The sequence below is a fragment of the Methylomonas albis genome, from assembly GCF_014850955.1.
In the GTDB taxonomy this organism is placed as follows: domain Bacteria; phylum Pseudomonadota; class Gammaproteobacteria; order Methylococcales; family Methylomonadaceae; genus Methylomonas; species Methylomonas albis.
In genome coordinates this window covers 2031684-2045511 of record NZ_JACXSS010000001.1, presented here as the reverse complement: position 1 = coordinate 2045511, position 13828 = coordinate 2031684, and the positions used below count along the sequence as shown (strand labels likewise).

Here is a 13828-nt window from a genome sequence, read left to right as displayed (position 1 = left end):
TCCTCAATAGATATTTGGGCCAAACAACTACCCAGGTAAGATCTTACAATCGCTTGTCTTTACGCCCTGCCCAATCCACGGGATACGCAGCCGGATCAACAAGTACAAACCGAATTACTTTCGTTGCTGGTATTCCGCAACCAGCACTTTAATCTTTAATCTCATAATGTCTTTCAGCATACGCAGTTTTCTATCATGTTCCTGATGGGCAATATCGTATATTTGTTTTCTGAATGTTTCGTGACTATCCTCGGGTAGATTCAAGGACCATTCAGTAAAAAAGGCATCATAGCTGTCTATCGTTTTGATCAACTCAAACCTGAGTTTTTCTCGGTCTTGCCGCGGAATAACCTTCAATGCTTCATCGATAACCAAGTCAAGATCGGATTTTTGTTGTCTATTGGAAACGGGAAACGGGATGATTTCGGACATAAGCACCGTAAAATGATAAGCAAGCGAACGTAGCAATAACGTTTGTATAGCTCGCTTAATTCACATTCTGCACCAATTTTTAAGTGCTTGATTAATGGACAAAAAAGGCTCAGCTTCCATGTTGCGTTTGTAACAACTAAGCACCTGTTGGAATGTCGATGTTTGAATGGTAACAGTTGCGCTTAGTCATCTGCCGGAAACTTAAACCAGTAGTCATGTTTTCAAGTCCTGCGCGGCTTGGGCCTACATAAAATTGCGCCGCCTATCTGAATCGAAGCATCGCAACGGGGTGTGTTGTGCTTTGCTATGGCACCGATACGCATCCTTATGACTTTAGTAAACCTGATTAAGACGAAATGACGGCCGGTTGATCTATATTGGCCAACTGGCCTAGCCTGGATGCAGCGCTACGCAATCCGGGATTTGCTAACCCATTCCCCGGATTCCATTTGATTCCATCCAGGCTACGCGGGCTTATGAGTTTCGCGAATTGGCATTATCGACACGTTGCAGTCTGCCGTACGAAATGATTCAATGGCTGCACTCTAGACGTTAGCGGCCATCATTTCTGATATACAGAACGGAAAAATATATGTTAACCAATCAGTTAGCACACTGTGGAATCTTGGTTTGATGATATACGGAAGCTATTTAATTACTAGTTATGTCATTCACCAGGAGTAGGCGCAATGAGTAGCACAAAGGAATGGTGGTTTGGCCAAATCGAAGCCAAGAGGAACAAGCGGTTGGCTGATCTACTCGGCATCACCGATGACGAGCTTGAACAGATCAGCTACGAAATCGATGTCGATCACAGCAATGATGGGTTGATGTATGGTCACATTGTGCGGTTCGATGGCGACAACGACCCAGCAATAATGTCAAAGATTGTTGATCTTAATTCTGGCTCGTATGTGAGCTTGTCGCCATGGGATCTAGATGACCCTGAAGAGGATGAGCTTGAGTGGGAGGTTGAAAACTCCGAACAGCTTAAAACGCTCAACAAGCATTTATCCAAAGTACCGCAACTCCTCCAAGTCGACGTAGATGAGAATATTCAATTCAGTCTTCTTGTCATGATGCACGTCCATATTGTTTCCGCTCTTGAACAATTCCTGTCTGCAACATTCATACACAACGTAACTAACTCGGATGTCCTGACGAGAAAGCTAATAGAAACAGACCCTGAGTTTGGATGTCGCAAATTCACTATCAACGAGATCTACTCTCAATATAGCAATATCAAGTCGACAGTAGCCGCGTATCTGAAGGATATAATTTTTCACGACATGCGTAAGGTAAAGCCAATGTATGCAGATGTACTCGGTTATGATTTTGGAGACATTGCATGGCTATTCAAGGCCGTACGTCTAAGGCATGATTGTGCTCACAGGGCAGGGTATGATAAGGATGGCAAGCAAGTTTCAGTGTCGGTGGCGAGCGTCAATGAGCTGGTTGCACAATGTCGAGATTTGTCTGAGAGCATAGATGCGCATGTTCAGAAAATTAACAACCAATGACATAACCTTTCGCTCAACACGGACGCGCGCAAAAATCTGGTAGATACTCTGTTCAAAAGCAACAAATTTCATCATCTTTTACTCAGCGATGATCGATTCAGGGATGGCATAAAACCGTGTGTTATCGAACGGCTGGTCGTGCTTCAACATGCCATGGATCGCATGCAACAATTTACGCATGACAGCGCAGACAGCTTGTAACGGTTTCTTGCCGTTGTCGATCAGATGCTGGAAATAAGCTCGCACATGTGGATCATGCTGTTTAGCACTCAAGGCCGGCATATACAACGCGGAGCGAATATGCCGGTTACCGGCTTTGGACAGCCGCATTTTCTTGTGTATGCTTTTGCCGGATTCAAAGGCCTTGGGATCGAGTCCGGCAAACTTGCCCCATTCACGGTGCGACAGATTGGGCGGCAATAACAGCAGTTCGCCCATCAAGGCAATGGCGCTGGTTTGGGCAATGCCTTTGATGCCGGTCAACAGTTCGAATATGCGCTGAAGTTCCGGATGCTTGTCGATCAACGCTAGCGCCTCGCTAGCCAGGGTATTGATGCGCTTTTCCAGTTGACTAATCGCCAGCTTGGCATCGCGCAGCAAGGCCTTCGGAGTTTCCTCTGTCGCACTCAGCGCATGCAGATGATTTTTCGCGGCGGCCTTTTGACCGGTCAACGCATCGATGCGACGAGCATAATAGCGCAAGGCTAGGCTTTGATTTGACGGACGAGTCCAGGCGACGAAATTCATGCGCTCGACATATTCAGCCAGGGTATTGGCATCGACAGCATCGGTTTTACTGTTTTTCATCAATACCTTGGCGAAGTTATGCGAGGCCTTGGGATTGACCACCATCACAGGAATACCGGTGTCATGCAGCGCAATCGCCAGATCGAAATGGTAAATGCCGGTGGCTTCCAGGCACACCTTGATGCCGGGTAATTTGATCAGCTTATTGACCAACCGGGTACGGTCGCTACGGGTATTGGCATATTTTTGCGGATCGAACGGCTTGCCGTTCTTGCGGATCACCAACACCAATTCATCGGCTCCCACATCCACGCCGGCAAACAGGCGATGGACAGATTCAGCGGTAGTGTTGAGCGGGCGGTTCGTCATAATCGTTTTTGAATACAGTTAAAGGGAAGTACACTATTCATCGGTTCCCGACCCTGCACATGCACCTACCTTCCTTGTGTATGCAGGCTCTTAGCCTCGGATACTCCACGGTATGGGTGAATAGGGCGGGGGCCAATCTACACGGACAGGCTCTGGTAAACTACCAGTCCTCAGGGTGGGACGGCCTCCCAATGAACGATGACAGCTTAATCGGTTTTTCTGCGCTATCGGTTGTTAAAATTCATCATACAAGGGTGGGCACCGCTGTTTGTGCCCACGCTGATTGAAATGGTGGGCAAATTGCCCACCCTACGTTTGCATGTCAGAAACTCCGAGCAAACCAGCCCTTCATTGGCTTGGTATACGACTGTCCAATGGGCTGCTCATAGCCGAACCCGCGCACTCCGACCAGCCAGTAACCCATGTAATCCGCTCTATTGCCGGTATGCGGAAATACAGCAATCACGTACTTCTTTTGATATTGTCCATTGAATTAGCAATCCGCCAGTAAGCGATAATTCTACATTGAATCCATGAGAGTTTTGATCTAGACTCAAGCAGAAACCCAAAGGCGAATAACTCTAGGCGTTTACTTATAAGCCACCGCCTGCCGGTTGTTGAAATGGGCAGTTCAGCTCTGTAGAACGGCCACCGCCATTCCCCTTCCCTTATTTTACTGGCTTGCAATCGGTGCAATCACAGCATCGATATGAAACCAGGTATTAATTTTTTTGACCAGGAGCGATTATGAACAACGACTTAGTCAAGGGCGAATTGTCCGCCGACCAGCAAAATGCCGTGTTGGGTTTGATTGGGCAAATTCAAAGCCTATTACCGTTTTTGATCGATTTAAACGCCGAAGAGCGCCGGGCGTTGCCCAAGCTGGGCGACAAGAGCCGGGCGTTTGTGGACCAAGGTTTGGTGTTGGCCGTGCAAAATCCCGGTATCTTGCCGCGCAATTTCGATCTGGACGAATATCAGCGCGACGTGACTTTGGTCCGGCAGTTAGAGCCGCTGGTTTTGGCCTTGGCCCAACTGCAAGGCCGGTTGGAAGATACCTTTTTAGCGGCGGGCAGCGATGCTTATAGCCAGACCTTACTGGTTTATCAAGCGGCGAAACTGGCCGGCAAAAACGGCGCTTTAGAACAACACCTGGACGGCTTGAGTCGGCGCTTCGCCAGAAAATCAACCAGCACAACCGGCCAAGCCACATCCACAACCGCTCACTAAGCCATTTCCGTTAATTGACTTATTTTCTTGGCCGTTGGACAAATTTTCTCCGCCGGCCAAGCTATTTTCTCCGTCAATGGACAAAATAACACCAACGTTTTAGCTAAGAGCTTGATTGATGCAGTTCTAAGGGAGAATGATCGAGAAAATAGCTCGGACGTTCTGGTTCAGAACCTGATCAATTGAGAAAATTTCTCGGCCAATTGAGTTCTGAGCTCGGTCGTTCAAGAAACTTTCTCGAGCGTTGCAGTTCCAACCCTGACTGATGGGGGGTATCCCGAATTTTGTGTAAACGGGTTTAAGTTATCGGTTAGGGATTCGGTCTTCGAACTGAATACTAAACCGGTTTAATGCGGCTTTCCAGTCATAGACGGGCATGGTCCACTTTTGGCTGATATTCTTCAATGCCAGATAGAGCAACTTGGATAATGCGTCATCGCTGGGGAAGATCGCGCGATTTTTTATGATTTTTCTCAGGCTTCGGTTCACCGATTCGATGGTATTAGTGGTGTAGATCACCTTGCGAATCTCGGGCGGATAGTCGAAAAACGGGATGATACGGTCCCAGTTTCGTCGCCAGATCGGGGCAATGGTGGGATAGGCTTCGTGCCAGTTGGCCTCGAATTCGGCCAGTTTTTGTTCGGCTTCCCTGACGGTAGCGGCTTGATAGATACGCTTGAGGTCGTCGGCGACCGACTGGCGCCTTTTGTAGCTGACGTAGTTAAGGCTGTTACGGACCAAGTGCACGATGCACAACTGCACAGTGGCTTTGGGAAACACGGTTTCGATCGCTTCCGGAAACCCCTTTAGACCGTCGACACAGGCGATAAAAACGTCGTTGACGCCACGGTTCTTGAGCTCGGTGACCACTTGCAGCCAAAATTTGGCGCCTTCGCTTTGGGCAATCCACAGCCCCAGCACCTCTTTGTGGCCGTCCAGATTGACACCAATAGCCAGATAGACCGCCTTGATCCGCACACTGCCACTGTCCCGCACTTTGGTGTGTAGGCAGTCGAGGTAGACGATGGGGTAAATCGGATCCAGCGGACGGGTTTGCCAGGCGCTCACCTCCTCAAGGACCGCGTCGGTCACCGAGGAAATCAAGGTGGGCGACACCTCCGTGTGATAGATCTCCAATAGATGGGCCTGGATTTCCCGTACCGTCAGGCCGCGGGCGTACAACGAGATGATCTTGTCGTCGAAGCCCGTCCAGCGCCGTTGATGCTTGGCGATAATCTGGGGTTCGAATTCGCCATGACGGTCACGGGGAATCTCGATGGGTAAGTCGCCGAAGTCGCCTTTGAGCGTTTTCCGGCTCTTGCCGTTACGGGCATTGCTATTGGCGTTGGTCACCGCCTCATGCTTGCCGTGGCCCAAATGCGCGGTCATTTCCGCTTCCAGGGCGCGTTCGACAATGGCTTTGGTCAACTGCTTTAACAGTCCATTGGCACCGATCAGGTCTTCGGGTGTTTGATAGTTCGACATTAAGGCATCGAGTAATTCATCAGGAATGGCTTTGGGTGATACGGTCATTTTTTCATCCTCATCAGGATCGGTAGTTTCCTACCTCATGGCCGTTTACACAAAAATTCTTACACCCTCGACTGATGGAGAAAATAACTCGAACACTGCTGATTTGATCCGCCATTAAGTGGGTTTTTACTTGCACCGTCCCAATGCGCTCAGCATTCCTGGCATACTCGGGTACTAAGGAGGAAGGCGTTTTAAGCTGGCACACTATCCACTCCGCTTTAAGCCACGATTAAGCGAACTTGGTTTTAATTCACCCGCACTTTTGGGGTTTGCTAACTCAGCGGACAATTTAAGGGTTTTTAAGCAATTACGTTGGAAAAGACTATGACAAAAAAAATACTTATAACAACCATCATCGCTGCATTAAGCACGGCTTGCACGACCAATCCATATACCGGCCAGTCAGGCATGAGTAACCTGGGCAAGGGTGCCGGTGTCGGCGCGGCGGTCGGCGCGGGTGCCGGCACCTTATTCGGCGGCAACGACTGGAAAAACGCCGGACTGGGGGCATTGGCGGGCGCCGCGGTGGGCGCGGGTGTCGGTTATTACATGGATAAACAGCAAGAAGAGATGCAGCAATCGCTGCAAGGCACCGGCATTGAAGTACAGCGTACCGCCCAAAACCAATTGACGCTCAACATGCCCAGCACCAGCAACGTCACGTTCGCCTTTGGCAAAGCCGATTTAACCCCCGAAGCGCAAAACGCTCTGGATCCGGTGGCTAGAGTGTTGAGCAGTTATCCCGAGTCAACTATTTCCGTCACCGGCCACACTGACGATGTGGGTTCGGATGCGGACAATCAACGTTTATCCGAAGCACGGGCCACCAGCGTTGCTAACTTTTTGGGACAACGCGGCGTGAACCGTATGCGAATTTCGCAGCAAGGCATGGGTGAAAGCTCACCTAAAGTACCTAACACCAGCGACGCCAACCGCGCGCTCAACCGCCGGGTAGAACTGGCGATTAACGCCAATCAAAATGCCGGGGCCGCGCAACCACCCCAGCAAGGATACCCGCAACAACAAACCCAACCGTATCAACAACAAGGCGGCTATCCACAACAAACTTATCCGCAGCAAAACCAACCGTATCAGCAGGGCTACCCGCAACAGCAAAGCTACCCTCAGCAGAATCAGCAATACCAGGGGAATCCGCAGCAAGGCTATCCGCAGCAGAACCCACAATATCAGCAGTACCCACAGCAGGGGTATCCGCAACAGAACCAACAATATCAGCAGCAGTACCAACAGCAGCCTTACTATCAACAGCAATAAGGTTTCAGATTGAGCTGATCATAAAAAACCCGCTGCTTTCCTGGAAAGAAGCGGGTTTTATTTTAGAGACACGCTCAGCCCAAACGGAGTATCGCGGGAAATAGGCCGGTTTACTTAAATCAAGCTTCGCCAGCCCTGACATCAAACTCGATTTTCCAGCGCTGTTGGTCGCGTTTGGAAATGGCTTTTAATTCCAAGGTCCCTACTTCGGTCACCGCCGCCGACAAATGTACCGGCACGATGTCGCCGGCATGGCGGCCTTCTTCCGGCAGGGTAATCTCAATCTCGTCCAGTTCTTCCAGTTCGTCGTCTTGCCAATATTCCAAACGTACTCCCACGGCATCGTCGCGGCGGGTTTTCGAACCGAAAAAGCGGAAGCGTACCGGCTCGCCGATGATCAAACCGAATTCGTCGTTGGGCAACTCTTGTTCGCTACCCTCTTCCATGCCAAACGGCGCGATGCATAGTGCTTCGATTTCAGCAGGTAAGCCGGGAACGGCCGGCATGGAGCTCTCGATACCGACATAATAGGCCGCCGCCGTGCCGCCTTTGATCCGTACGCCCTTGCCTTGTCGCACAAAGCCATAGTAGGCAGCTCCGCGAGCCACCGCCAAATCCAGATCGGCGCCTTGCAATAGTCTGGCCGGCGCGGCCTGTTCGGCTTCTAACCAATTATTCAATATCTGCAGCAAACGCTCGGCCATTAAACCGGCTTTTAACACCCCGCCATTGAACAACACCGCAGTCGGGTGCAAGAAACTGGCGTGTTCAGGTAAGACATGATCCGGCAATTCACCGGTCGCTTCTTTCTGCCGTGCCAAAAAGGCCGCCAAATGACGGGTGATGCCGGCGTCCTGGGCGTAAGGCAAACCGGCGGTACGCAAACCGCTACGCGGCCGCACCACGGGTCTTTCGCTGACCGGTATCCACGGCAAAAAGCCTTCCACCAAGATGCGGTTCAACTCGTCGCGGGTCAGTTCGGTGCGCAAAGTGCCACCGATCAAGGACGATCCTCGGCTGGCTACCACCAAGGGCATGCTAGCCAGCTCGGGTTGATTGAACAGTTTCTCTTTGGCTTCCCGGCAGGCATGGGTTAAAGCCTGCAATTGCCAGGACTCCAAGCGCTTACCGGTTTCTTGTTCTAGTTTAGCTTTGACGGTATAGGCCAAGGCCAAGTCCATATTGTCGCCACCTAACAGAATATGATCACCAACCGCGACTCGCGTCAGCTGCAGATTGCCGTCCAGCTCGGTCACCGCAATCAACGACAAGTCGGTAGTACCGCCGCCAATGTCAGCCACCAAAATTACATCGCCGATTTGCACATGATTGCGCCAGTCGCCTTCGCTGTTTTCGATCCAGCTGTATAAAGCCGCTTGGGGCTCTTCCAGTAATACCGCCTGGCCCAAGCCCACCGAGCGCGCGGCTTCCACCGTCAATTCCCGAGCCGCAGGGTCGAACGAAGCCGGCACCGTGATGGTGACGTCTTGATCTTGTAAATGGTGTTCCGGGAAATGATGATTCCAGGCGTCGCGCAAATGTTGCAGATAGGCTTTAGTGGCCGCAAACGGCGAAATCCGCGCCACATCTTCCGGCGCCTCGGCCGGTAAAATCGCCTGTTTGCAATCGACGCCGGCATGGCACAACCAGCTTTTGGCGCTGGATACCAAGCGAATAGGGGTTTTGCTGCCCAGATTGCGGGCGATTTCGCCAACCAGATACTCAGGATGCGCTGTCCACGGCAAGGCGGTGGCGCCTTCGGCAATCTCGGCCGGATGCGCCAAATAGGTAAAAGACGGCAGTTGCGCCTTATCCTCTATGGTGCCCGGCCCGGTTAGTTGTGGAATGGCCAATACCTCCAGCAGCACGTTATCGTCGCCGGCTTCCAGATCGACATAAGACAATACACAATGTGTAGTCCCCAAATCGATACCGACCGAATAACGCGCCGTCATAATTCCACCTCGGCCGGCGCGACGATTTTGGCATTATGGCCTTGGGTTAATTTCGGCAAACGCAGATCGGTGACTTGCCAGCCTTTATGCACCAAGGTGCCGGTGAACGGCGCTTCGCCGACGATATTGCCGGTCAAACGAAATGACGCGGCATCGAAGCCTTTGTTGAGCGTGACACGGTTGCCTTCCGGATCGTTACTAACGGCGGCCAAGGTGAAATGTTCGCTGACCGCCTTGCTGCAGCCTTGATGCACCACCCGCGCCGCCGCACCGATCTCGGCATCGGAAAAAGCGCTAACATCTTCTTTGATAAAGTCGATAAAACGGGCTTCTTTTTGCAGCAAACTCAATAATTGCAAGGCCGCGTCAGGCGTCGCTTCTTTCAAAACCACCGGTTCCGGCGCCGGGGCTTGGACAATTTTTTCCACTTCGACGATCTTCTCGACGATTTTGATTTCAGGTGGCGGCGCGACAGGGGCGACAGCCGGCACGGCGGATTTGCAACGGCGCATGCCCAGCAGGACCGAGACTAAGACCATAATTAAGATCAAAGCCAACAGCGCGGCGGTGCCGGCCAAACACACATGCCATAAATCGAAGGTAGTTGGACGCAAGGATAAATCAATGGTGTAGGTATTCATGAAAAACGAGTGATGATTAGTAATTGAAACAATGGCTTTATCGTCTGCTGTTCAAGCTTGTCAAAGGGTAAACCCTGCCGGCATTAAACTGGTATGACAATTCCATTGGAGACAGTATTAAGGCGATTTTTGAGAACGTTTGTACCCATTCAATATGTCGTCCGCTGAGCGGAGCCGAAGCGAACGGCAAATTGCTTGGTTTGAGTACATGTATTGCCATAAATCGCCTAAGACGATCAGTTGCCAGGCATACCGGACTTCTTGGCGGCTTCCGCATACATCAATTCTTGCAGCAAATTACGTGTCACCTGTATCCGCATTTTCTTTAAATGCCGATCCGCTACGACGGCCGGCACTTCGGCATCGGTATACACTTTGCGTATTTCGGCGAGCGTCGGCTCGCACAATCTAATGATCGCATCGGTAGCATTACGGCTTTCCAGCTTGGCAAACTCCGGTTTTTGCATGGTATCCACCACGCATTTCTTATAAGTGTACTGGGCTTGCTGAATTTTCTGAATGGTCTCGTCTTTTAAGGTAGTTGCATTCCACTCTTCCTTGGCCTCTTCCGCCCAGGCGAAACCTGCGACCATCATCAGCGCGACAATTAAACGGTATTTCATGATTTGCTCTCCAAAGGGGGCCTAATATTGGCTGGCGATTTTACGCGATGCGGGATCAAATGGGAAAGGTCGGCTGTTTAATGCCTAAGGCAAATTAAAGCTGTACTGAGCTTAATCGAAAAGCGTCTCGACTTGTCGTCATCGCATTTCAGCGCGATATTGATCGAGTCGGCCTTTGAGAGTCTTAGGTTTCAGCCCAGACCCAGTAAGATACCAGGCAACAAGTGAAAAGCGGCGACAAAGTAGAATAATCCCTTATCCTGTTTGGATTTGAGGCACTGCAGCGCCGGCAAAACCGGAATGATGAACGGGATGGGTGAGCGGGAGGGAAATAGCTAAGAACATAAGGGGGAAGCAACGCGATTATGCAGATAGAGCCAGCAAAATCGCGTTGCTTCCCGCTGTTTACTTCAAACAATGATTGGCGATTGAAACCAGCTTAAGCCGCTACGTCGCACACTTCTTTAAACTCCGGGATACCGGCAGTCAAGCGGACACGCAAGAAGTTCAACTGCCTTTGCAGTTCATCCTCGGCATCGCCGACATTTTTGAACACCTGCACCATTTTTTGATCGTTCAATAAATCCGTATAATTTGCATCGATAAATTCAAGTACTTCAGAATCCATTTCAGTGATGCTATTCAAAGCAGCTTCCATCCGAGCCAATACTGCTTTTAACTCTACCAGATCAACAGCCATACAAACCCCCAGGTCAAAAATTCGATTATATCAGGGCTGGTGCGGGTTTGAAGCATATAACCGTAAAATTTTACTGAGAAAAAACTAACCAAAATGGTGCGCTAAAATTTAGTGATCGCAAACATGCCGCGGCGAACCTTGTTGGCTTTGGTCCTTAGCAACGTCGGGCAGCAAGGGCATGACTTCAGTGATGCCTTCCCCGCATTGCTTCATTTGCTGCATGGCTTTATTGGCCGATACGTCTTTACCAAAGTCCATCGCTCTGGCCATCGCCGCATCGCGTTTTCCCGCCGCGCATAAACTCTTAACTTCGGCGCTCATCTGTTTGGCTTGCGCTTGAAAGGCCTGCATATCCGCTTTATCGATGTTCTTTACGCAGTTTTGCATGGTTTGCATTTGCTGCATCACCTGCTCCATTTGCGCTTTGTCCATATTTTTAAATGCCTCGTTTTCAGCGGCAGCGGCCATTGGCACTAGCAATAGCGTCGTTATGAGTAAATTTCGCATGATTTTCCCCAAAAAATATGAAAGTGCTAGCACTGTAAAACCCTTCTCCTCGTATGGCAAGCCAATACGATTAAGGTAGGCAAAGCGGCGGAGGTTAGCGCTAATTGTGACAAGCGCGCTGATTTTGTCGCATCCACGACATCGTTTGGCAATTTGAATTAGCGCAACCCTCCCTATCTATCAATGACTTTCACACACATTAGCTGTGAATGCGGCTATTTAGGGACTTGGCCTCATTCTTGAATGCCTGATGGCATTCAAAGTAACAGCCAAACCATGGAATACATTTTCCCACTGCCCCGAGCGACCCCGGCGCCGCCTAAACTGAGCAAACCCGTCATACAAGCCGGCCATCGTTACCACATAGACACAGAAAAATTGGCTGATAACTCACTCGGTGATTTGGAGCATGATCTACAAAACGGTCTGCTTGGCCATTACCGGCTCAGCGTCGAACAGGCCGAGACGACCGCAGTGAATATCCAAGAATCGCCGGTTCAGGCATTTGTTTGGAACAGCGACTTGCTGAGCAACAAGTTGAAAAATTGCTTCCACAATACCTCCGCAAACCCGCAGCTAGCCGGTCACAACCATTTGACCTTGCTTGACACCAGCACGGCCGCACCGGAAGTAAGCGTGGTGGACAATACACCAACGCTAAGGATGACGCCTTGTTTCGAACTGGAATGGATGACTGCCGCATATGCCAGTCAACTGGGCGTAGTGCAGCTGGTGGAGTCAACCCGGACAGTACACTTTACCGACGGCGAAACAATGACATTAATTGATACCGAGACGGTGGGCAACGACCCGGTTTTGTATCTATCCGACACTGCAAACAATCTGCCGGTCACACCGCTTGGCGCGTTTCAACAGCAAAGCCAGCAGCAAAGATTGGTATTCAGTCAAGCCGTGACGCAAGCCATTCCATCCGAAATTGCCGGCAATTCGGTTGCTTCGGTTAGTGTTTTGGAAAAATACACGGTGTATTTCATGCAAAACGCCGGACCGGACCGGCCGGATCACTATATTTGGGTACCGGTGCATTTACCTATCGTCTGGGGTTGGAGTATCCGGGTACAACAACGCTATGACGGCGTTTGGGATATTTTCCGCAAGAAGCTGATCATGCCGAGCGTGTCGACCGAAGCACCGGCGTTGCCCTTATGGCATAGCAATTCACTGCTGTGCCAACCGACGCTGACCGTATGACGCAAATGTTGGACGTGGCGATTATTGGCGCCGGCCTATCCGGCTTGTCCTTGGCGGAGAAGCTGCTTCCACACCAATCCAATATCGGCGTATTTGAAGGGCGAGAGCGCTGCGGCGGCAGGATTCTTGCCGCGTCCATACCGGCCCAAGTTTTTGCCGCAGACCTGGGCCCCACATGGCTGTGGCCCGCTGATCAACCGCGCATTACGACATTAGCACAACGCTTGGGATTGACGCTATTGCCACAGTGGGACCGCGGCCATAGCCTCTACCAAGTGCAAGCGGACGCCGCGCCTGCAAGCTATATCGATACCCAAACTCACGCGGAGGCCAGACGCATTGCCGGCGGCTGTCAACAATTGATCAACGGCCTCTTGCAACAGATACCGGAGCGCGCTTTACACCTGGGGCACCGTTTGCTGGCGCTCAGCGATCAAGGCAGTCACATCGACTTAACATTTGCCACCGATAACGCCGTTATTACTCACCAAGCCCGTCAAGTCGTGCTGGCCGCCCCACCGCGCTTGCTGGCCCAAAGCATTAGCTTCGAACCGGCGCTAGCGCCTGGCTTGCTGTCATTGATGCAAGAGACCGCCACCTGGATGGCTGGGCATGCCAAGGCGGTGTTGGTTTATGAGGAGGCATTCTGGCGTCAACAAGGCTATTCCGGCAACGTCCGTTCGCCCTATCCGAGCGCAGTATTGGCCGAAGTCTACGACGCCTGCACCGAGGACGTAGCGGCCCTATTCGGCTTTTTTGGTTTGCCCGCCGAAATCCGCGAACAGTATAGCGACAGCTTGCCGGCGCTGATCATTCGCCAAATGGCCGGCTTATTCGGTCCTGCTGCCGCAAATCCGCTCAGTGTGGTGATTCAGGATTGGAGCCAGGAACCTTTTACTGCGACTGCAGAAGATCGTTTGCCACTATTCGAGCATCCCGTTTACGGTCACCGTGCGCTGCAATTGGACCATTGGCAAGACAAATTGTATTTCTCCGGCACCGAAACAGCGAGCAGAGCCGGCGGCTATTTAGAAGGCGCTTTGGAAGCTGCTGATCGGGTTTTCAGGGCATTGACACTTTAACT

13 protein-coding genes are annotated in these 13828 nt (G+C 51.1%); 5 read left to right on the top strand and 8 right to left on the bottom strand.

Going from position 1 to position 13828, the window contains the following annotated elements; genetic code table 11:
• Positions 1-114: 114 nt before the first annotated feature.
• Positions 115-432, bottom strand: coding sequence for a hypothetical protein (locus EBA_RS09340; protein ID WP_192374475.1), 318 nt, complete (start codon positions 430-432; stop codon positions 115-117).
• A gap of 689 nt (positions 433-1121) precedes the next feature.
• On the opposite strand from EBA_RS09340, the gene EBA_RS09335 reads away from it, so the two are divergent.
• Positions 1122-1952: a hypothetical protein gene (locus EBA_RS09335; protein ID WP_192374474.1), complete on the top strand. Its 831-nt coding sequence runs from the start codon at positions 1122-1124 to the stop codon at positions 1950-1952.
• Between the two features lie 78 nt (positions 1953-2030).
• On the opposite strand, the gene EBA_RS09330 is transcribed toward EBA_RS09335, so the two are convergent.
• Entirely contained in the window at positions 2031-3068 is a 1038-nt protein-coding gene (locus EBA_RS09330) for an IS110 family RNA-guided transposase (protein WP_192374473.1), read from the bottom strand.
• Positions 3069-3815: 747 nt separating this feature from the next.
• Between EBA_RS09330 and EBA_RS09325 the strand changes: the two genes are divergently transcribed.
• Positions 3816-4298 carry a hypothetical protein gene (locus EBA_RS09325; RefSeq protein WP_192374472.1) on the top strand — a complete coding sequence of 161 codons (483 nt, stop codon included), beginning with the start codon at positions 3816-3818 and terminating at the stop codon, positions 4296-4298.
• A 303-nt stretch (positions 4299-4601) separates the two neighbouring features.
• On the opposite strand, the gene EBA_RS09320 is transcribed toward EBA_RS09325, so the two are convergent.
• Positions 4602-5831: an IS256 family transposase gene (locus EBA_RS09320; RefSeq protein WP_192374356.1), complete on the bottom strand. Its 1230-nt coding sequence runs from the start codon at positions 5829-5831 to the stop codon at positions 4602-4604.
• A gap of 324 nt (positions 5832-6155) precedes the next feature.
• On the opposite strand from EBA_RS09320, the gene EBA_RS09315 reads away from it, so the two are divergent.
• Positions 6156-7106: an OmpA family protein gene (locus tag EBA_RS09315; protein ID WP_192374471.1), complete on the top strand. Its 951-nt coding sequence runs from the start codon at positions 6156-6158 to the stop codon at positions 7104-7106.
• A gap of 119 nt (positions 7107-7225) precedes the next feature.
• Here the strand turns inward: EBA_RS09315 and EBA_RS09310 are convergent, their stop codons facing one another.
• The 5 genes from EBA_RS09310 to EBA_RS09290 form a co-directional block, all read right to left on the bottom strand.
• Positions 7226-9061 (bottom strand): Hsp70 family protein, encoded by a 1836-nt coding sequence (locus EBA_RS09310; protein WP_192374470.1) that lies wholly within the window; start codon positions 9059-9061, stop codon positions 7226-7228.
• Positions 9058-9702, bottom strand: coding sequence for a DUF2760 domain-containing protein (locus tag EBA_RS09305; protein WP_192374469.1), 645 nt, complete (start codon positions 9700-9702; stop codon positions 9058-9060). The genes EBA_RS09310 and EBA_RS09305 overlap by 4 nt, the downstream gene beginning before the upstream one ends.
• Before the next feature lie 236 nt (positions 9703-9938).
• On the bottom strand, positions 9939-10325 hold the full coding sequence (locus EBA_RS09300) for a hypothetical protein (RefSeq protein ID WP_225616057.1): 387 nt from the start codon (positions 10323-10325) through the stop codon (positions 9939-9941).
• Positions 10326-10764: 439 nt separating this feature from the next.
• Positions 10765-11025, bottom strand: coding sequence for a hypothetical protein (locus EBA_RS09295; RefSeq protein WP_192374468.1), 261 nt, complete (start codon positions 11023-11025; stop codon positions 10765-10767).
• A 108-nt stretch (positions 11026-11133) separates the two neighbouring features.
• Positions 11134-11532, bottom strand: coding sequence for a hypothetical protein (locus EBA_RS09290; RefSeq protein WP_192374467.1), 399 nt, complete (start codon positions 11530-11532; stop codon positions 11134-11136).
• 276 nt (positions 11533-11808) lie between these two features.
• Between EBA_RS09290 and EBA_RS09285 the strand changes: the two genes are divergently transcribed.
• Both EBA_RS09285 and EBA_RS09280 read left to right on the top strand, forming a co-directional pair.
• On the top strand, positions 11809-12744 hold the full coding sequence (locus EBA_RS09285; RefSeq protein WP_192374466.1) for a hypothetical protein: 936 nt from the start codon (positions 11809-11811) through the stop codon (positions 12742-12744).
• Entirely contained in the window at positions 12741-13826 is a 1086-nt protein-coding gene (locus tag EBA_RS09280; protein WP_192374465.1) for a flavin monoamine oxidase family protein, read from the top strand. Before EBA_RS09285 ends, EBA_RS09280 begins: the two co-directional genes overlap by 4 nt.
• Positions 13827-13828: the final 2 nt, after the last annotated feature.